Consider the following 19252-nt stretch of genomic DNA (forward strand, 5'->3'; position numbering starts at 1 on the left):
CTCCAGTACCGTGTGCCTCGTGTCCGAGACCGCCTCCCCCGTCCGGCGCGGCCGCCTGCGGCGGTTCGCCGCCGCGCTCCTCGTGCTGCTGGCGCTGGCCGGCTACGTCACCGTGCGGTACGTCACCGGCGGCGGCCCGCCCGGGTGCGTCGTCCGGGCCTCCGAGAAGGGCGGAGCGGCGTACCGGCTGTCCGCCGAGCAGGCCGACAACGCGGCCACCATCGCCGCGGTGGGCACCACCCGCGGCATGCCGCAGCGCGCGGTCACCATCGCGCTGGCGACCGCCCTGCAGGAGTCGGCGCTGCGGAACATCACCTACGGCGACCGCGACTCCCTCGGCCTGTTCCAGCAGCGCCCCTCGCAGGGCTGGGGGACGCCGGAGCAGATCCTCGACCCGGTCTACTCGGCCGGGATCTTCTACGACCACCTCGCCGAGGTGCCGGGCTACTCGCGGCTGCCGCTGACGGTGGCCGCGCAGCGGGTCCAGCGCAGCGGCTTCCCGCAGGCCTACGCGAAGCACGAGCCGGACGCGACCCTGCTGTCCGCAGCGCTCACCGGCGGCGCCTCGGCGGCGCTCAGCTGCTCGGTGCGCCCGGACGGCCGGGCGGGCGACGCCTCGGCCGTGCAGGAGGAGCTGACCCGGGCGTTCGGCCCCGGTCTGCTGCCGCCGTCCGCCCCGGCGGCCGGGGCCCCGGGCTCCGCGGTCCTCTCCGTGCCGGTGGACCGGGAGGACCCGGACGGGGGCGACCGGCGGGGCTGGGAGCTGGCGCACTGGGCCGTGGCGCGCTCCGACGCGCTGCGGGTCGCCGAGGTCTCCTACGCGGGCCGCGTGTGGAGCTCCGACCGGGCGGTGGAGGGCTGGCGCGCGCAGCGGTCGGCCCGCGGGGACGACGGCGGCAGCGTCCGGATACGCGTCGCCCACTAGGCACTGCCCCGCGACTCCCGGCGGGCGTCCGACGGCGGTTGCGGCACCCCGCGGCGTTGGCGGATGCATCCGGACGCGTCCGGCAGGCGGAGGCTCCTCCGTCTGCCGGACGCACCGCATCCGACGCCGCGCGCAACGGCCGGACAGCCCCGGGTCGTGTCGGAACCGCGCCGCGAAGGCGCGTCCCGCAGAGCGATCACGACCCGACGCGCACGCTAGCTCGTCCAGCTGTGGGCCACGTCGACCACGACCCTGTCGTCCAACTGGAACACGCGGAAGGGCAGTCGGGCCCGCACACCGAGACCGACCTGCGTCTCGCCCTCGAAGGTGCTGCCGAACCGGGTGTCCCGGAAGGTGCTGTACCCGCTGACGTCCACGCCGGGCAAGGGCTCACCGGCTTCGCCCGGGTAGGTCGGCACGCCGGCCTCCAGGTCGTAGCTCCACGCGCCGACGCGGACGTCGAGGATCGCCCCGCCGGCGACCGGAATGTACTCGCCCGAGGGCCCCGCGTGGAACCGGTCCACGTACTGGACGTGGTAACCGATCCGGTCACCACCGCCGGGCACGTCGAAGACGATGCGGTCGAAGCACTCGTGCTGTCCGGTCCGGATGTCCTCCAGGTGATCGGCCCCCTGGGGGGCACCGCCCTTGACGCCGCTGCCCCAGCCCGTGGGACAGACGGCCGCCGTCGCCCGCGACCCCTCCGCCGGGGCCGCGCCCGCGGTACCCGCCGCCGCCCCCAACGTGCCACCCGCAAGCACGAACACCGCCATTGCCGCTCCGAAACGCCGCATCATTTCCCCTTTGATCGCGTGTGGTCACGGACTCCGCTGTCAGATGGGACACCCCGCGGCACCCGGAAGGTTGCACACCGGCCGGGCCCGATCCGGGAAACCCGCCATCCGCCGTCACTGCCCGACAGCGGCCCCGATGCCCACCGCAGATCGACCACGGGCCGATGCGCTCCGCCGGGGGCCGCCCCGCCGTCGCCGGTGGACCGGCGCGCGGCGTCCGACGCGCTGCGTCCGGCAGACGGAGGAGCCTCCGCCTACCGGATGTATCCGCACACATCCGGCAACGCCCCGGGGTGCCGCAACCGCCGTCGGACGCCCGCCGGGAATCGCGGGACAGCCGCCGCCGGGGCACCAGTACGAAGGTTCACCCCCGGGAGCCACGGCACCCCCTCCGGGGATGGCGCGCGGGCCGCGCGGACAACCGGCAGGCAGGGGAGGCGGAGCGGCGCCCGGCAACGGGAGTGACGTTCCTGCACCCTTTCGGACATGACGGTGTTCGCCCGTTATCGGCCGGGCCCGGCCCTTCGGCCCGTTACCGATTCTTTACCTTGGGGTGCCGAAACTTACCCCGCCCTCCCGCCGGTTGTCAGGACGTCCGTGCACGGACAGCAGCACCACCGCACAGTCCGAACGTCCTCTCGCTTCAAGGAGCACCATGTCCCTCCCCCTGACCCGTCGGATCGCCCGTGCCGCGCTGCTCATCGCGGCGGGAGCAGCTCCCGTGGTCGGTGCGGCCGGCTCCGCGGGCGCTGCCACCCTCCCCGAGACCCCCGTGGGGGGCCTGACGGCGCTCGACACCGCGAACGTCGACGGAACGGTCGACAGCGTCTCCAGGGAGACCACCGAGGTCGCCGGCCAGGTCGGCGGCCCGACCGCCGGTAAGGCCGCGCCCGCCGCGACCGAGACCGTGGGCAAGGCGGCCGGGCAGGCCGCCCCGGTCGCCGAGCGGGCGGCCGGCGACGCCGCGGGCGAGGCCGGCGGCCTGCTCGGCGGCGGTCTGCCGACCGACGCGCTGGCCGGCGGCGCCACCGGCGCCCTCGGCGGGGGTCTGCCGCTGGGCGGCTGACCGCCGGCACGCACGTGCGGAGGGGCCCGGCGGTGTCGCCGGGCCCCTCCGCACGTCCGCGGGCGCGACCGGGGGCTCCCGCTGCCGGGGCCCCGGCAGCCGTCACCCGAGGCGCTTGACCGCGGCCTCCACCCGCTCGTCGGTGGCCGTGAACGCCACCCGCACGAAGCGGGCGCCCGCCTCGCCGTAGAAGTCGCCGGGGGCGACCAGGATGCCCCGCTCGGCGAGGCGGGCCACGGTGTCCCAGCACGGTTCGTCCCGCGTCGCCCAGAGGTACAGGCTCGCCTCGCTGTGCTCGATCCGGAAGCCGTCCGACTCCAGCGCCGTGCGCAGCGCCGCCCGCCGGGCCGCGTAGCGCGCCCGCTGCTCGGCCACGTGCACGTCGTCGCCGAGAGCGGCGACCGTCGCGGCCTGCACGGGCGCCGGGGTCATCATCCCGCCGTGCTTGCGGATGGTCAGGAGCTCGCCCAGCACCCCGGCGTCACCGACGAGGAACGCCGCGCGGTACCCGGCCAGGTTGGAGCGCTTGGAGAGCGAGTGGACCGCGACGACGCCCTCGTAGGAGCCGCCGCAGACGTCCGGGTGGAGCACCGAGACCGGCTCCGCCTCCCAGCCGAGCTCCAGGTAGCACTCGTCGCTGAACAGCAGCACCCCGTGCTCGCGCGCCCAGGCCACGGTGCGGGCCAGCTCGTCCCTGCCCAGCACCCTGCCGGTGGGGTTGGAGGGCGAGTTGAGCCAGAGCAGGCGCAGCCCCCGCGGGTCGAGCTCGGTCGGGTCGTCGTACACCACCGGGGTGGCACCGCACAGCCGGGCGCCCACCTCGTAGGTCGGGTACGCCAGCCGGGGGTAGGCGACCGCGTCGCCCGCCCCGAGGCCCAGCTGGGTCGGCAGCCAGGCCACCAGCTCCTTGGAGCCCACCACCGGCAGCACGTTGGTGTGCTGCGGGTCCACCGCGCCGAGCCGGCGGGCGGCCCAGCCGGTGAGCGCGTCGCGCAGGGCGGGCGTGCCCCAGACCGTCGGGTAGCCGGGCGAGTCGGCGGCGTCCACGAGGGCCTGCCGGACGATCCCCGGCACGGGGTCGACCGGGGTGCCGACGGACAGGTCGACGATGCCGTCGGCATGGGCCGCGGCCGTCGCCTTGAACGGTTCGAGCTTGTCCCAGGGGAAGACGGGGAGGCGCGACGAGACTGCGGCCACGGCGGGGACTCACTTTCTGGTGCGGCGGGCGGGGATACGCCGCGGTCCCGCACGACGGGTGCCGTGCGGGACCGGGGCGTGCGCAGGGGCGGCCCGCCGGTGCGGCGGGCCGGACCGCTCGGGGCGGTTCAGCCGTTCTGCGGCGGCAGGGCGGCGATGAAGGGGTGGTCCCGCTCGATCAGGCCGAGCTTGGACGCGCCACCGGGCGAACCGAGCTCGTCGAAGAACTCGACGTTCGCCTTGTAGTAGTCCTTCCACTCCTCCGGGGTGTCGTCCTCGTAGAAGATCGCCTCCACCGGGCAGACCGGCTCGCAAGCACCGCAGTCGACGCATTCGTCCGGGTGGATGTACAAGGACCGGGAGCCCTCGTAGATGCAGTCGACGGGGCACTCCTCGATGCACGCCTTGTCCTTCACGTCGACACAAGGCTGCGCGATGACGTAGGTCACGCTGTCGTTCCTCCTCGGTAAGGGCTGGCTTGCGCGGGAGCGCGGCGTCGTCGATGCCCGCCCCTAGTATCTCCGTTCCTGGGGACGATCCGAACAGGAGGGGCGGAGGAACCGTGGAATTCACTGCCGGCGGGCGGCTCGTGGTCCGAATTACCCCGGCTGACGTGGGGAAACGGGTGTCGGTCAGGAGTGCGGGGGCAGCCACTCAAGCGGGTGCCCGGTTCACCGACACGGTCGGGGTTCTCACATCGTGGACCGACGGTGTGCTGCTGATCACACGGCGCACCGGCGAGAGCGTCCGTGTCCCGGAGTCCTCACTGGTGGCGGGCCGGACGGTACCGGCCGCCCCCGCCCGGCGCCGGGGCCCGGCGGCCTCCTTCGGGGAGCTCGCGCGGGCGGCGTCCCGGGCGTGGCAGCCGCAGGAGGCCGAGCGCCTCGGCGAGTGGGAGCTGCGTGCCGCGTCCGGGTTCACCCGGCGCGCCAACTCGGTGCTGCCGCTGGGCGACCCCGGGATGCCGCTGGACCGGGCGCTGGAGCGGGTGCGCGCCTGGTACGCGGCACGCGGGCTGCCCGCCTACGTCCAGGCGGCGACCGGGGCCGCGGGTACCCAGGAGGAGCTGTGCGCGGCGCTGGAGGAGCGCGGCTGGGAGCGTGAGGTCTCCGCCGAGGTGCTGGTCGGGCCTCTCGCCCCGCTGGCCGACCGGGACGCGGACGTCTCCCGCGTCACGGTCTCCCGCACGGCCGGGGAGGGGTGGCTGCGCCGCTACGGGCGGTTCGGGGGACCGGAGGGGGAGCTGCCCGCGCAGGTGCGGGCGGTGCTCGCCGCGGGCCCCTCGGTGTGGTTCGCCTCCGTGCCGGGGGCGGACGGGGTGCCGGCGGCGATCGGCCGCTGCGTCGTCGACGGGCGCTGGGCGGGGTTCATGGCCGTCGAGGTGGCCCCGGAGCACCGGCGCCGGGGCCTGGGCACGGCGGTGATGGCCGCCCTGGCGGGCCGGGCGCTCGCGGAGGGCGCCTCGGCCGCCTGGCTCCAGGTCGAGGCGGGCAACGAGGCCGCGCAGGCCCTGTACGCGGGTCTCGGCTTCGCGGTGCACCACCGCTACCACCACTTCCGCGCCTGAGGCTCCGGCCGCGGCCCGAGGGTGCGGCCCGAGGGACAATGGGCGCACCGCGGCGGCCGGCGGGGGCGTCCGGCCCCTGTGCGCCCGGCCGCGGCCGGCGCGCGGGCGCCGCCGGTCCGACGAGTCCTGGACGGGGTACGACAGCCATATGCACCACCACCGGGCACACGAGGACCGGGCAGAAGGTCCCTGGCGGCGCCGGTTCGCCGAGGAGGCCAGGGCGGACCGGCCCGACCTGGCGCTGCTGTGCCTGCTCATCGGCACGGAGGCCGACGAGGAGTTCGGCGAGGAGGGCATCGACGCGGCCCAGATCGAACTCGACCGGCTGTCCGGGGCGCTGCCCTACGGGGTGCGCGGGCCGGACGCCCAGGCACGGGCCCTGAGCGGGTTGCTGGGCGGCCGGGAGGGCTTCCACGGGGCTCCGGCCGACTACCGGCGGCTGGAGTCCTCGCTGCTCCACGAGGTGCTGCGGCGGCGACGGGGCCTGCCGATCCTGCTGTCGGTGGTGTGGACCGAGGTGGCCCGCCGGGCGGGGTGGCACGTGTACGGCGTCGCGCTGCCGGGCCACTTCGTGGTGGGCTTCGGGGACGCGGACGGGCAGGTGCTCGCCGACCCGTTCGCGGCCGGCCGGACGCTCTCGGCCGAGGACGCCGGGCTGCTGGTGGCGGGCGGCACCGGCACGGCGCTCACCCCGGACATGCTGGAACCCGCCGATCCGCGGGCGGTCGTCACCCGGATCCTGAACAACGTCCGCGCCTGGGCCTCGGCGCGCCCCGAGCGGTCGGACGTGGCGCTCTGGGCGCTGGACCTGCTGCTCCTGCTGCCCTCGCACCCCGCCCGACTGCGCTACGAGCGGGCGCGGCTGCTGGTGCAGCGGGGCTCGTTCACCGAGGGCGCCGCGGAGATGGAGGCGTACGCGGACGTGGTGGCCGCGGTGGAGCCGGCCGCTGCCGAGTCCCTGAGGAGCCAGGCGCGCGGTGCGCGGGCGCGGCTGAACTGACCGCCCGGAAGCGGCCCGGGTCCGGGCGGAGCCGGGAGCACCGCAGGCCCGGGCGGACCGCTCGCGCGGAATCCGCCCGGGCCTGCCGCCCGGCGTGCGGCGGGGCCGGTCAGCTGGGGTCGAGGTCGATGACGGCGGTCCGCTCGGCGGGCGTCGTCCCCCGCAGTGCGGGACCCATGGCCTGGGCCACGTCGTCGGCGGAGACCTCGTACTCCCGGCCGTCCCCCTTGGTGATCATGATGCCGTCGAAGACGCCCTCCAGGAGCTCCTCGATGGCGGCCTTGTCGTAGTGCTCGACCAGCTTCCCGTCGACGGCCTTCATCGACAGGATCCTCGGCAGGGACCTGGCCGGACCGAACTGGATCTGCTTGCCCCCGGCCTGGATGGTGATCAGGCCGGACATCGCGGGCTCGGCGAACTCCTTCATCGCCCGGTCGATCTCGGCCTGGGTGACGGCCGGCTCCCGCGTGGTGAGCGGCAGCGTCACCACGTTGGGGCTGCCCGTCTCGACCTGCGCGCGGTACGCGTCCTTGACGGTGACCAGCGACCGGGCGACGTCCACGGTCTCGCCGGGCTTGCCCGGTACGGCCACGGCGCGTCCCGTCTCGAAGCGGATCGTCCCTTCTGAGGCGGAGTCGGCGGAGCCGGCCAGGTCGGCGAGGGCCACGCTCAGCTTCTCCTCGTCGACGAGGATCACCGGCTGCGCGACCCGCTCGCCCCCGAAGAGGGAGCCGATCACGGAGACCGGGTTGTAGTCGCTGCCGGCCGCCGCCCGGACCGTGGCCTGGCTGTCCAGCGACAGACCGGCCTTGTCCGGCACCAGCTCGCTCTTCTGGTCCCCGACGGCGAGCTGCATCGGGGCGGTCGCCCGTTCCCCGAGCGCCGCGTCGAGCTTGCCGACCGCCTCCTCGCGGGTACCGCCGCCGATGTCCACCCCGAGCACCGTGGTGCTCTTCGGCACGTCCGAGTGGTTGAGCAGCAGCCCGGCGCCGTAGGCGACGGCGAGCAGGCCGAACACGCCCGCTCCGGCGAGCACCAGCTTGGAGCGTCCCTTCTTCCCGGCCGGTGCGGGCGCCGGACGGCTCTCGGGCTCCGGCGCGGGCGCGGGCGCCGCGGGGCCCGGGCGTCCTGCGGCGGGTCCCGCGGGGAACCCGGCGCCCGGGCCCTGGGGGAACCCGCTGCCGGGCGCGGTGCCGCGCGGGCCCGCATCCCGGCCCGCGGGCGGGAAGGGAGCCCTCCGGTCGCCGGGGACGACCGGGATGCCGCTGCTCAGCGTGTCGCCCGAGACCTGGCCGCCGGGCGGCTCGGGCGCGGGGCGCTGCGGGGTGAGCACCGCGGTGTCGTCGGAGATGCCCGGCGGCTCCGCCGGACCGCCGGGGGCCCGGCCGAGGTCGCCGGGGGCGAACTGCAGCTCGCCGGTGGCCGGACCCGAGGTGGGGCCGGCGGGGCCCGTCGCCCCGGCGAAGGGGTCCCCCGGGGGCGGGGTGGGCGCGGGGCCGACGACGGGGCCGTCCTGGGCCAGCAGCGGGTTGGGACCGGTGCCGCGCAGGGCGCCGCCCGTGCCCGCTCCGCTACCGCTGAGCGGGCGGGTGGGCAGGCCCGGGGGCCCGGGGGTCCCGGCTCCCTCGGCGAGGTCGGCGAGGGAGGAGCGCGGGGCGGCCTCCGGACCGGTCTCCTGGGCGGAGGGGGTCCCGGGCGCGGAACCGCTCCCGGGGGGCTGCGCGGGCACGGCGGGCTTGCGGGGCGCGAACCAGTCGCTGGTCGCCGCCTTCTCCTCGGCCGGGGGTGCCGCCGCGGGCTGCGGCGCCTCCTGGTCGGCGGGGGGCCGCGGCGTGCTGCCGGTGCGCTCGGCGGCGCCGTCGCCTCCCGCGCCCCCGTCCGCGTCCGCGCGGCCCGCCCCGTCGGTGTCGCTCATCGGCGTGCGCATCACGACGGGCGGGATCGGCCGGGACCCCGGGATGTTGATCCGGATCCGGGTCGTCAGGGTCGTCTCGGTCTTCGGCTCGTCCGGCCGGCGCTCCGGGGTCCGGGCGTCGTCCGGCTCGTCCTGCGGATGCAGCGACGGATACTGGCGGGAACCGTACGGCGGGGTTCCCGAGGGGTACGCGGCTCCACCGCCCCCCTGGGGGCCGGAGGACGAACTGTCAGTTTCACGACTCAAAGCAGGTTCTCCCGGTTGGCTCCGCCGCCCGTTCTTACTGGAACGCTGCTGCTGCGGGCGGCTCGGCGGCGCGCACCACCATACTGTTTGGCGCCGACGGACACCCCGGGGCCGCGTCAAGCGGCACCCGTCCGTGCCCGGCGGACCGTGTGCGCACGGCCGGTTCACGGGCTCCCCCGCCCGTTGACCGCCTCACCCTAGGCGCTGCGTGCACGCGGGGTGCAGCGGGGGTGCGGCGGCGGTGTGCGGAAGCCGTGGACATCGCCGGCCGGGCCGCGGACGCCCCACCGGCGGGGCCGGGCACCGCACTTGCCCGCCCGCGCGCCGCTCGGCGCACCGCGGGCGGGCTCGCGGGCGCCTGCCGCCCGGCGGCCCCTACCGGCCCGTACCGCCGCCCCGCCCGCCGGACCGCCACAGAGTGGCGCAGATCACAGCGGCGGCCATCCCGCCCAGCATGAAGGCGATCGGTCCGAGGCCGGAGGCGAACAGGGCGTCCCCCTCGGGCCGTCCGGTGCTCAGCAGGACGATCGCGAGCAGCCAGCCGACCGCCGGCCAGACCACACCCAGTTGCGTACCGGTGGCCTCGCGGGCGCCTGCGAAGAGGGCCGTCGTGCCCAGCAGGGCGAGGGCCAAGCCGCCCGGGAACCAGGCGGCTTGGAGCAGCGAGCCGGCCAGGCCGACGACCGCCCCGAGGAGGAGCAGTCCGGCGTAGGCGGCGACACGCCGCGGGCTCGGCGGGCCGCCGGGGAAGACGCCCGGGAGGTGCTGCCCGCTCATGCCGTGCCTCCGGCGGCGCCACGGGCGGCGCCGTGGACGGCCTCCCCGGCCGGACGGGGCACGGTGCCGCCGTCCGGGAGGGGGATCCCCGCGAAGAGGTCGCGCTCGCGGCCGCCGTGCCCCTCGCCGGGGGTTCCGACGGCCAACTCGTAGTACTCGGTGGTGAACAGCGGCTGCCCCAGGTCGTTGGAGAGCGCGAAGAAGCGCCCTTCCACGGCGATCTGGGTGGCGTGCGCCCTCATCGCGGCGGCCTTGCGGTCGGCGTACGCCGAACCGTCGATCTCGGTGGTGACGCGTGCGTCGTCGACCACTCCGGGGACGTCGTCCGGGGAGCCGACGGCGGGGAACGGCCGCGAGGTGGCGGCCCGGAGCCGGTCGAAGCCCTCCTCGGCCACCGACCGCGGCACCCGGTTCCAGTAGATCTTGGCGATGGTGTGCGGTTCGCCCAGGTCCCGCCGGTACGCGCGCTCGCCGGCCAGGTCCGCGGCCCGCATCGCGACCCGGTGCGCCTGGATGTGGTCGGGGTGCCCGTAGCCCCCGTCCGGGTCGTAGGTGACCAGCACCTGCGGCCGGACCGAGCGGATCACCTCCACCAGGTGGGCCGCGGCCTCGTCGACGTCGGTGTTCCAGAAGGCGCCCTCGCGGTGGTTCTGCTCGACGCCCATCATCCCGGAGTCGCGGTACCGGCCCCGGCCGCCGAGGAAGCGGTGGTCGCCGACGCCCAGCTCCTTCATGGCGGCGGCCAGTTCGCCCACCCGGTGGGGACCGAGGCGGTCCTCGCGGTCGGGGGCGAGGTGGGCGAGCCCGGGCGGGATGACCTCGCCCTCCTCGCCGAGCGTGCAGGTCACCAGCGTGACATGGGCACCGGCTGCCGCGTACAGCGCCATCGTGGCGCCGTTGTTGATCGACTCGTCGTCGGGGTGGGCGTGCACCAGCAGCAGACGGCGGACGGGGAGATCCTTCATACGGCACAGCGTAGAGCGCCGGGGCACACGACGGAGCCCGGAGCGCCGAGGACCCTCCGGCGGGTCGGGGGCGGCCGCGGCGCCCCGTCCGCACGGCCGCGGACGCGTACGGGCCCGCCCCGGCCGGTGCGGTCAGCGGTCCGCGGTCCGCCCCCCGGCGAACCGCGGGCCGGTCCTCAGAACTTGAGTCCTCCGATCATCCCGGCCACGTTCGAGGTCAGCTCGTTGAGCGTCGGGGCGATCGAGGAGCTGGCGAGGTAGAACCCGAGCAACACGCAGACCGCCGCATGCCCGCCCTTCAACCCGGACTTCCGGATCAGCAGGAAGACGACGATCGCCAGCAGCACCACCGCCGAAATCGAGAGTGCCACGGCGGTTCACCTCCACAGAATGTCGGTAGGGACGGTCCAGTTGCCTGTGCCGGAGGGTTCATACCCACCTTGCGCTACGGATCATAACTATCCGTGCCTCCGCATCGATCGGTGCACGGCAGCACACGGGGGCGCACGGGCCCGGCCCGGTGCCATAGGTTCGCCGCATGACAGCGACGCAGCAGCTCTCCTTCCCGCGTCAGTCGGCGCGGACGCAGCGGTTCTCCCTGGGAGCCCCCCGTGCCTTCACCGTCTCGCCGGACGGCTCCCGGGTGGTGTTCCTGAGATCGGCGTCGGGGACGGACCGGACCGGTCTGCTCCATGTCCTGGATCTGGACGGGCCGGTGCCGCGGGAGCGGGTCGCGGCCGACCCCCGGGAGCTGCTCGGCGGGGCGGACGAGGACCTGCCGGCGCAGGAGCGGGCGCGCCGGGAGCGCAGCCGGGAGGCGGGCGCGGGCGTGGTCGGCTACGCGGTGGACGGCGCCGCCGAGTTGGCGGCCTTCGCCCTGTCGGGGCGCCTGTTCACGGCGGAGCTCCGCGCGGGCACGGCGCGCGAACTGCCCTGCCGGGCGCCCGTGGTGGACCCCAGGCCCTCCCCCGACGGGAGGCGGGTCGCCTACGCCTCGGGGGGCGCCCTGCGGGTGGTGGGCGCCGAGGGAGAGGGCGACCGCGCGCTCGTGGAGCCCGAGGAGGAGGGCGTCGCCTGGGGGGTCGCCGAGTTCGTCGCGGCCGAGGAGATGGGGCGCTCACGCGGGTTCTGGTGGTCCCCGGACTCGGACCGCCTGCTGGTCGCGCGGGTGGACGACCGGCGGGTCCGGCGCTGGTGGATCGGCGACCCGGCGCACCCGGACCGCGAGCCGGTGCCGGTGGCCTACCCGGCCGCCGGCACCCCGAACGCCGACGTCCGGCTGTTCTCGCTCACCCTCGGCGGGGAGCGCACCGAGGTGCTCTGGGACCGGGCCCGCTACCCCTACCTGGCCCGGGTCCACTGGTCGCAGGCCGGACCGCCGCTGCTCCTGGTGCAGTCGCGGGACCAGCGCAGCCAGCTGTACCTGGCCGCCGACCCGGAGACGGGCGCCACGAGGTGCGTCCACGCGGACGAGGACGAGGCCTGGCTGGAACTGCTGCCCGGCGTCCCGGCCTGGGCCCCCGGCGCGGCGGGTGCCGGCGGGGGCCGCCTGGTGCGCGTCGCGGACGAGGGCGGGGCGCGGGTGCTGGCCGTCGGCGACCGGGTGCTGACGGGGGCGCGGCTGCACGTCCGCGCCGTCCTCGACATCGGGGAGGACGACGTGCTGGTGTCCGCCTCGGCGGGCGAGGAGGCCGCGGAGGCGGAGACGGGCGAGGTCCACGTGTACCGGGTCGGTGCGCGCGGGGTGGAGCGCGTCTCGGGCGGGGCCGGGGTGCACCGGGCGGTCCGCTCGGGCGGGGTGACGGTGCTGGCCTCCTCCTCGGCCCGCTCGCCGGGCACCGCGGTGCGGGTGCTGCGGGACGGCGAGCCGGTGGCGGAGGTGGCCTCGTACGCGGACACTCCCGTGCTGGCGGCCCGGCCCCGGCTGGTCGAGGCGGGCCCGCGCCGCATCCCCTGCGCGGTGCTGCTGCCGTCCGGGTACGACGCGGGGCAGGGGCCGCTGCCGGTGCTGATGGACCCCTACGGCGGGCCCCACGGCCAGCGGGTGCTGGCCGCCCACGACGCCCATCTGACCTCGCAGTGGTTCGCCGACCAGGGCTTCGCCGTGGTGGTCGCCGACGGGCGGGGCACACCGGGGCGTTCACCGGCGTGGGAGAAGGCCGTCCGTGGCGACTTCGGGCTCGCGCTGGAGGACCAGGTCGAGGCGCTCCGGGCGCTGTCCGGGGAGTTCCCGCTGGACCTGGGGCGGGTGGCGGTCCGGGGCTGGTCGTTCGGCGGCTATCTGGCCGGCATGGCGGTGCTGCGGCGCCCGGACGTGTTCCACGCGGCGGTGGTCGGGGCGCCGGTGACGGACCTCCGGCTGTACGACACCCACTACACCGAGCGCTACCTGGGCGACCCGGCGGCGGAACCGGCCGTCTACGCCGCGAACTCCCTGGTCGGTGACGAGGGCCTGACGGTGTCCGGGACCCCGCACCGGCCGATGCTGATCGTGCACGGGCTGGCCGACGACAACGTGGTGGTGGCCCACGCCCTGCGGCTGTCCTCGGCGCTGCTCTCGGCGGGACGTCCGCACGAGGTGCTGCCGCTGAGCGGGGTGACCCACATGACGCCGCAGGAGCAGATCGCGGAGAACCTGCTGCTGCTGCAGGTGGACTTCCTGCGCCGGTCCCTGGGGCTGGTCTGAGCCCTGCCGCCCCGGCCTTCGGGAGCCGCCGGGGCTCCCTGACGGGGCGGCGGCGCGGCGGGCGGTGCGCGCTGGTTGCGCCGGCCGGGGCGCATGGCGCGTCCCGGCCGGCACGACGGCACCCGCACGGCCGTACGGGGTCCAGCGTGGCGTGTCCGTATATCGGTGACGGGTCGCCGGGGTTGCCTGCGTGTTAACGCCCCGCCCGGCGCGCCGTCAGCCCGGGGCGGCGCCTCCCCCGCCTCCGGTCCCGCCCTCCGGGCCGTCGCCGGTGCCAGGGTCCTCGGCGGCCTTCCCGCCACGCGCCCCGGCGCCGCCCGTCGGCCCTTCCTCCCCTCCCGGCACCACGTGCCGCTCCTCGGCGAAGTGGCAGGCCGAGGGGTGCTGCACGGGCCCGGGGACGACGGTGAGGTGCGCGGGGACCGCCAGCAGCGGCACCTCCTGCGCGCAGCGCTCCTGCGCCTTCCAGCAGCGGGTGCGGAAGCGGCAGCCGGAGGGGATGTCGGTCGGCGAGGGGACGTCGCCGGTGAGGATGATCCGTTCCCGGTGCTCGCGGGCCTCCGGGTCGGGCACGGGCACCGCGGAGAGCAGCGCCTGGGTGTACGGGTGGGTGGGGTGGTCGTAGATCTCGGCGTCCTTGCCGATCTCCACCACCCGTCCGAGGTACATCACGCCCACCCGGTCGGAGATGTGGCGGACGATCGACAGGTCGTGCGCGATGAAGACGTAGGAGAGCGAGAACTCGCTCTGGAGGGCGTCCAGCAGGTTCACCACCTGGGCCTGCACGGAGACGTCCAGCGCGGAGACCGGCTCGTCGGCCACGATGATCTCGGGCTGGAGCGCGAGGCCGCGGGCGATGCCGATGCGCTGGCGCTGGCCGCCGGAGAACTGGTGCGGGTAGCGGTTGACGTACTCCGGGTTGAGGCCGACGACGTCCAGCAGTTCCTGCACCCTGGAGCGCCGGGAGCCCTTGGGGGCGGCCTCGGGGTGGATCTCGAAGGGCTCCCCGACGATGTCGCCGACCGTCATCCGCGGGTTGAGCGAGGTGTAGGGGTCCTGGAACACCATCTGGATGTTGCGGCGGACGGCCTTGAGCGCCTTGCCGGACAGCCTGGTGATGTCCTCGCCCTTGTAGCGGATCGCCCCGGCCGTGGGGCGCTCCAGGTGGACGAGCATCCTGGCGAGGGTGGACTTGCCGCAGCCGGACTCGCCGACGATCCCCAGGGTCTCGCCGGCCGCCAGGTCCAGGTCCACGCCGTCCACGGCCTTGACCGCGCCGATCTGCTTCCTGAACAGGATGCCCTTGGTCAGCGGGTAGTGCTTGACCAGGTCGCGCACTTCGAGGATCGCTTCAGCCATGCAGGGTCTCCTCCCAGAAGTGGCACGCGCTGCGGCGGTCCTCGTCGACGGTGTAGAGCGGCGGGACGTCCCGGCGGCAGACCTCCTGGGCCATGGGGCAGCGGGGGTTGAAGGCGCAGCCGGGCGGGATGGCCAGCAGGTTGGGCGGCAGGCCCTTGATCGCGTACAGCTCCCGGCCCTTCTGGTCCAGGCGCGGGATGGATTCCAGCAGGCCCCGGGTGTACGGGTGGGCGGGTGCCTTGTAGATGTCGTGGACGGGTGCGGTCTCGACGATCCGGCCCGCGTACATCACGGCGATCTTGTCGGCCACGTCGGCCACCACGCCGAGGTCGTGGGTGATCAGGATGAGGCCCATGTCGAGTTCCCGCTGGAGTTCCGCGAGCAGGTCCATGACCTGGGCCTGGACGGTGACGTCGAGTGCCGTGGTGGGCTCGTCGGCGATGATCAGGTCCGGCTCCAGGGAGAGAGCCATGGCGATCATGATGCGCTGGCGCATGCCGCCGGAGAACTGGTGGGGGTACTGGCCGACGCGTTCGCGGGCGGCCGGGATGCGGACCCGGTCCATCAGCTCGACCGCCCTGGCCCGCGCGTCCTTGCGCGACAGGCCCTGGTGGACGGTGAACATCTCGCCGAGCTGGTCGCCGACCGTGAGGACGGGGTTCAGGGAGGAGAGCGCGTCCTGGAAGATCATGGCCATCTCGGCGCCCCGGATGCGGCGGCGCTCGTCCTCGCCGAGGGTGAGCAGGTCACGGCCCTTGAAGAGGATCTCGCCGCCCGCGATCCGCCCGGGCGGGGTGTCGAGGATGCCCATGACGGCCTGCGCGGTCACGGACTTCCCGGAGCCCGACTCGCCGAGGACGGCGAGGGTCTCCCCCGCGGAGACCGTGTAGTCGACGCCGTTCACGGCCTTGGCGACCCCGTCGCGGGTGTGGAACTCCACGTGCAGGTCGCGCACGTCGAGCAGCGGCCCGGGTGCGGAGGGGCGTTCGGGCGTGGTGGACATGGCGGGCACCGCCTATCGGAGCTTGGGGTCGAGGGCGTCGCGCACCGCGTCGCCGAGCATGATGAACGCGAGGACGGTGACCGCCAGGGCCCCGGCGGGCCACAGCATCATGTGCGGGGCGTTGCGGATGTAGGGGGACGCGGACGAGATGTCGATGCCCCAGGAGACGGTGGGGGGCTTGAGCCCGGCGCCGAGGTAGGACAGCGTCGCCTCCAGCGAGATGTAGGTGCCGAGCGCGATGGTGGCGACCACGATCACGGGGGCGATCGCGTTGGGCGCGATGTGCCGCAGCAGCATCCGGGTGTTGGAGGCGCCGAGCGCGCGGGCGGCCTGCACGTAGTCGTTCTGCTTGGCGGTGATCACGGAACCGCGGGCGATGCGGGAGATCTGCGGCCAGCCGAGCAGCACCATGAAGCCGACCACCGGCCAGACGGTGGTGGAGTCGACGACCGAGAGCAGGACCAGGCCGCCGAGCACCACGGGGATGCCGAAGAAGATGTCGGTGAGCCGGGACAGCAGCGAGTCCGGCAGGCCCCCGAAGAACCCGGCCAGCGAGCCGAAGAGGGAACCCAGGATGCCGACCCCGAGCGTGGCGCAGACGCCCACGGTGACCGAGGTGCGGGCCCCGTAGACGACCCGGGTGTAGACGTCGCACCCCTGGCCGTTGAAGCCGAAGGGGTGCCCGGGCTGGGACCCCTGCTGGGCCTTGGCGAGGTCGCAGGAGAGCGGGTTGCCCGAGGCGATCAGCGAGGGCCAGAGGGAGATGACGACCAGGAAGAGGATCACCAGGGAGGAGACGATGAAGACGGGGTTGCGTCGCAGGTCCCGCCAGGCGTCGGACCACAGGCTGCGCGGCTTCGCCGCGGGGCCGCCCTCGGAGGGGCTGTCCCCCAGGGGCTTCTCCAGGGTCTCGCCCTCGCTCATCGCGAGGTCGGTGGCGCCCCCGGCTCCCGTGGGCGCGATGGCGGAGTCCTCGTAGGGTGGCTGCTGCTCAGGCATACCGGATCCTCGGGTCGAGAACGGCGTACAGGAGGTCGACCAGCAGGTTCGCCAGGAGGAAGACGATGACCAGCACGGTGACGAAGCCGACGACGGTCTGGGTGTTCTGGCGCAGGATGCCCTGGTAGAGCTGGTAGCCGACGCCGTGGATGTTGAAGATCCGCTCGGTGACGATCGCGCCGCCCATCAGCGCGCCGATGTCGGTGCCGATGAAGGTGACGACGGGGATGAGCGAGTTGCGCAGCAGGTGCCGGCGGATGACCCGCCCGCGCGGCAGCCCCTTGGCCTTGGCGGTGCGCACGTAGTCGGCGCGCAGGTTCTCCGCGATCGACGTCCGGGTGAGCCGGGTGACGTAGGCGAGGGAGACGGAGGCGAGGACGAGGCCGGGCACGATCAGCTCGTCGAGCGGGGCGGACGAGGACACCGAGGGGTCGATCCACCCCCACTTGATGCCGAGCAGCAGCTGCACGAGCAGACCGGTGACGAAGGTCGGCACCGCGATGACCACCAGCGTCAGCACGAGCACCCCCGTGTCGACCGGGCGGCCGCGGCGCAGCCCGGTGACCACGCCGAGGGTGATGCCGATGACGATCTCGAAGAAGATCGCCACCAGGGTCAGCCGGATGGTGACCGGGAAGGCGTCGGCCATCAGCTCGGTGACCTCCTGCCCGTTGAACGCGGTGCCGAAGTCGCCGGTGAAGACGTTGCCCATGTAGGTCAGGTATTGCTGCCACACGGGCTTGTCGAGGCCGAACTCCTTGCGCAGCTGGGCCGCCGTCGCCGGGTCGCACTGCCGGTCCCCGCACAGGCCGGCGACCGGGTCGCCCATGACGTTGACCATGAGGAAGATCAGCAGCGTGGTGCCGAAGAAGACCGGGATCATCTGCAGCAGACGCCGGATCACATAACGTCCCATGAGGTGCTCCGGGGATCGTCGCGGACAGGCGGGAACGGGGCGGGGCGGAGGCGGGCCGGGAGGAAGGGGTCGGGGCCGCGGGACCGGGGGGAACGGGGACGGCCCGGCGCTCGCGCTGCGTCGCCGGGCCGGACGGGCTCCGCCGTCAGTTGACCGTGATCTCGTTGTAGACCGGGACGCTGAAGGGGTTCAGGGTCACGTTCGAGATGCGCTCCGAGTAGCCCGCGCTGCCGTTCTGGTACCAGAGCGGGACGGCGGCCATCTGGTCGCGCACGACCTCCTCCGCCTGCTGGAAGGTGTCCACCGCCGTGGCGGTGTCGGTCTCGGCGTTGGCCCGGTCGACGAGGTCGTCGAACTCCTGGTTGCTCCACTTGCCGTCGTTGGAGGAGGCGTTGGTGTAGTAGAGCGGCTGGAGGAAGTTCTGGATCAGCGGGTAGTCCATCTGCCAGCCGGCCCGGAAGGGGCCGGGCATCCGCTGCTCGCCGATCTGGTTCCGGAAGTCCGCGAAGGTGCCGATCGGGTTGCCGATGCACGCCTGGTCGTCGCCGAGGGCGTTGTTGATGGAGTTGCAGACGGCGTCGACCCAGTCCTTGTGGGAGCCGGTGTCCGTGTTGTACGAGATCTTGATCTGACCGCCGGGGAGGCCGCCGCCCTCCTCGATCAGCCGCTTGGCCTCCGCCGGGTCGTACTCGCAGGCGTCGCCGCAGAGGGTGTCGTCGAAGCCGCCGTCCTCCCCGAGGACCGGCGAGGTCCAGTCCTTCGCCGGGGTGCGGGTGCTCTGGAAGATCGTCTCGGTGATCTGCTCCCGGTTGATGGCCCGCGAGATGCCGGTGCGGACCTTGTTGCCGTCCGGGGTGTCCCAGGCGTCGTCGTAGAAGGGGAAGGCGAGGGTCTGGATGATGCCGGCGGGGGTGTTGATGTAGCGGTCGCCGAGGTCGCTGCCGACGTTGCGCAGCTGGGCGGCCGGGATGTCGTCGACCAGGTCCAGGTTGCCCGCGATCAGGTCCGTGTAGGCGGTGTTGTTGTCGGTGTAGACCATGAGGTCGATGCCGCCGTTCTGCGCCCCGTCCGGCCCCGGGTAGTCGTCCCAGCGGCGCAGTTCGGCCTTCGTCCCCCGGTCGTAGGACTGGAGGGTGTACGGGCCGTTGCCGACCGGCTGGTCGAGCCAGGCGTCGTGGTCGTCGAAGAAGGACTGCGGCAGCGGGGCGAAGGCCGAGTACCCGAGGGTGTCCGGCCAGGTCGAGAACTTCTGCGAGAGCTTCACGGTGAAGGTCAGGTCGTCCACGACCTTCAGCCCGGACAGGGAGGTGGCACTGGGCTCGCCGCTCTCGGGGTGGACCTGCTCGTAGCCGTCGATGTAGCCGAAGAAGTAGGCGTTCTTCTGGTTGTTGCGGAGGTCGGCGCCGTAGTTCCAGGCGTCCACGTAGGACTTCGCGGTGACCTTCTCGCCGTTGCTGAAGGTCCAGCCGTCCTTGATCCTGACGGTGAAGTTGACCGAGTCGTCGGTCTCGATGCTCTCGGCCATCATGTCGGTGGCCGCGCCGGTCTTCGGGTCGTACTTCTTCAGCCCCCGGAAGATCATGTCGAGGACCTTGCCGCCCTGCACCTCGTTGGTGTTCGCGGGTTCCAGGGGGTTCTGCGGGTCGGACCAGGAGGAGGAGACGATCCCGTCCTCGCCGCCCGCTCCGCCGTCGCCGCCGCCACCGCAGCCCGTGGCGGCGAGGGCGACGGCGACCGCGCAGGCGGCCCATCCGGCGCGCGTGGGTCCACGCATGGGGTTCCTCCCGTGTCCTCGGCAAGACTTAGGACCGAATATCACCCCGTACAGGACCTAACG

17 protein-coding genes are annotated in these 19252 nt (G+C 74.3%); 5 read left to right on the plus strand and 12 right to left on the minus strand.

The annotated features are described in order from the left end of the window. The first annotated feature begins 19 nt into the window (after window positions 1–19). Complete coding sequence (locus NPS70_RS14820) at window positions 20–925, plus strand: hypothetical protein (protein ID WP_256524691.1); 906 nt, start codon at window positions 20–22, stop codon at window positions 923–925. 215 nt (window positions 926–1140) lie between these two features. Here the strand turns inward: NPS70_RS14820 and NPS70_RS14825 are convergent, their stop codons facing one another. Then, window positions 1141–1719, minus strand: coding sequence for a hypothetical protein (locus tag NPS70_RS14825; RefSeq protein WP_256524692.1), 579 nt, complete (start codon window positions 1717–1719; stop codon window positions 1141–1143). A 655-nt stretch (window positions 1720–2374) separates the two neighbouring features. On the opposite strand from NPS70_RS14825, the gene NPS70_RS14830 reads away from it, so the two are divergent. Further along, complete coding sequence (locus NPS70_RS14830; protein ID WP_256524693.1) at window positions 2375–2785, plus strand: ATP-binding protein; 411 nt, start codon at window positions 2375–2377, stop codon at window positions 2783–2785. Window positions 2786–2887: 102 nt separating this feature from the next. Here NPS70_RS14830 and dapC read toward each other — a convergent pair whose 3' ends face one another. Both dapC and fdxA read right to left on the minus strand, forming a co-directional pair. Then, on the minus strand, window positions 2888–3982 hold the full coding sequence (dapC, locus tag NPS70_RS14835; protein WP_256524694.1) for a succinyldiaminopimelate transaminase: 1095 nt from the start codon (window positions 3980–3982) through the stop codon (window positions 2888–2890). Between the two features lie 128 nt (window positions 3983–4110). After that, window positions 4111–4431: a ferredoxin gene (gene fdxA / locus NPS70_RS14840; protein WP_003985062.1), complete on the minus strand. Its 321-nt coding sequence runs from the start codon at window positions 4429–4431 to the stop codon at window positions 4111–4113. Window positions 4432–4544: 113 nt separating this feature from the next. On the opposite strand from fdxA, the gene NPS70_RS14845 reads away from it, so the two are divergent. Both NPS70_RS14845 and NPS70_RS14850 read left to right on the plus strand, forming a co-directional pair. Beyond that, on the plus strand, window positions 4545–5549 hold the full coding sequence (locus tag NPS70_RS14845; RefSeq protein WP_256524695.1) for a GNAT family N-acetyltransferase: 1005 nt from the start codon (window positions 4545–4547) through the stop codon (window positions 5547–5549). A 148-nt stretch (window positions 5550–5697) separates the two neighbouring features. Beyond that, entirely contained in the window at window positions 5698–6549 is an 852-nt protein-coding gene (locus tag NPS70_RS14850) for a transglutaminase-like domain-containing protein (RefSeq protein ID WP_256524696.1), read from the plus strand. Window positions 6550–6658: 109 nt separating this feature from the next. Here the strand turns inward: NPS70_RS14850 and NPS70_RS14855 are convergent, their stop codons facing one another. The 4 genes from NPS70_RS14855 to NPS70_RS14870 all read right to left on the minus strand — a co-directional run bounded on the left by NPS70_RS14855 (window position 6659) and on the right by NPS70_RS14870 (window position 10823). After that, entirely contained in the window at window positions 6659–8710 is a 2052-nt protein-coding gene (locus tag NPS70_RS14855) for a hypothetical protein (RefSeq protein WP_256524697.1), read from the minus strand. A gap of 375 nt (window positions 8711–9085) precedes the next feature. Then, window positions 9086–9487 (minus strand): DUF6113 family protein, encoded by a 402-nt coding sequence (locus NPS70_RS14860; RefSeq protein ID WP_256524698.1) that lies wholly within the window; start codon window positions 9485–9487, stop codon window positions 9086–9088. Further along, window positions 9484–10452: an N-acetyl-1-D-myo-inositol-2-amino-2-deoxy-alpha-D-glucopyranoside deacetylase gene (mshB, locus tag NPS70_RS14865; protein WP_256524699.1), complete on the minus strand. Its 969-nt coding sequence runs from the start codon at window positions 10450–10452 to the stop codon at window positions 9484–9486. Before mshB ends, NPS70_RS14860 begins: the two co-directional genes overlap by 4 nt. Before the next feature lie 176 nt (window positions 10453–10628). Then, window positions 10629–10823 carry a hypothetical protein gene (locus NPS70_RS14870; protein WP_256524700.1) on the minus strand — a complete coding sequence of 65 codons (195 nt, stop codon included), beginning with the start codon at window positions 10821–10823 and terminating at the stop codon, window positions 10629–10631. Between the two features lie 167 nt (window positions 10824–10990). Between NPS70_RS14870 and NPS70_RS14875 the strand changes: the two genes are divergently transcribed. Continuing rightward, window positions 10991–13138 (plus strand): prolyl oligopeptidase family serine peptidase, encoded by a 2148-nt coding sequence (locus tag NPS70_RS14875; RefSeq protein WP_256524701.1) that lies wholly within the window; start codon window positions 10991–10993, stop codon window positions 13136–13138. 216 nt (window positions 13139–13354) lie between these two features. On the opposite strand, the gene NPS70_RS14880 is transcribed toward NPS70_RS14875, so the two are convergent. The 5 genes from NPS70_RS14880 to NPS70_RS14900 all read right to left on the minus strand — a co-directional run bounded on the left by NPS70_RS14880 (window position 13355) and on the right by NPS70_RS14900 (window position 19189). Then, window positions 13355–14497, minus strand: a complete 1143-nt coding sequence (locus NPS70_RS14880; protein ID WP_256524702.1) for an ABC transporter ATP-binding protein — start codon at window positions 14495–14497, stop codon at window positions 13355–13357. Next, window positions 14490–15500: an ABC transporter ATP-binding protein gene (locus NPS70_RS14885; protein WP_256524703.1), complete on the minus strand. Its 1011-nt coding sequence runs from the start codon at window positions 15498–15500 to the stop codon at window positions 14490–14492. The genes NPS70_RS14880 and NPS70_RS14885 overlap by 8 nt, the downstream gene beginning before the upstream one ends. A gap of 12 nt (window positions 15501–15512) precedes the next feature. Continuing rightward, the gene (locus NPS70_RS14890; RefSeq protein ID WP_256524704.1) at window positions 15513–16499 is read right to left on the minus strand and encodes an ABC transporter permease; all 987 of its coding nucleotides are present in this window, start codon (window positions 16497–16499) and stop codon (window positions 15513–15515) included. Continuing rightward, entirely contained in the window at window positions 16492–17415 is a 924-nt protein-coding gene (locus NPS70_RS14895; RefSeq protein WP_256524705.1) for an ABC transporter permease, read from the minus strand. The genes NPS70_RS14890 and NPS70_RS14895 overlap by 8 nt, the downstream gene beginning before the upstream one ends. 145 nt (window positions 17416–17560) lie before the next feature. Continuing rightward, window positions 17561–19189: an ABC transporter substrate-binding protein gene (locus tag NPS70_RS14900; protein ID WP_256524706.1), complete on the minus strand. Its 1629-nt coding sequence runs from the start codon at window positions 19187–19189 to the stop codon at window positions 17561–17563. Between the last annotated feature and the right edge of the window lie 63 nt (window positions 19190–19252).

The organism is Streptomyces sp. C10-9-1, assembly GCF_024497955.1.
Lineage (GTDB): Bacteria > Actinomycetota > Actinomycetes > Streptomycetales > Streptomycetaceae > Streptomyces > Streptomyces sanyensis.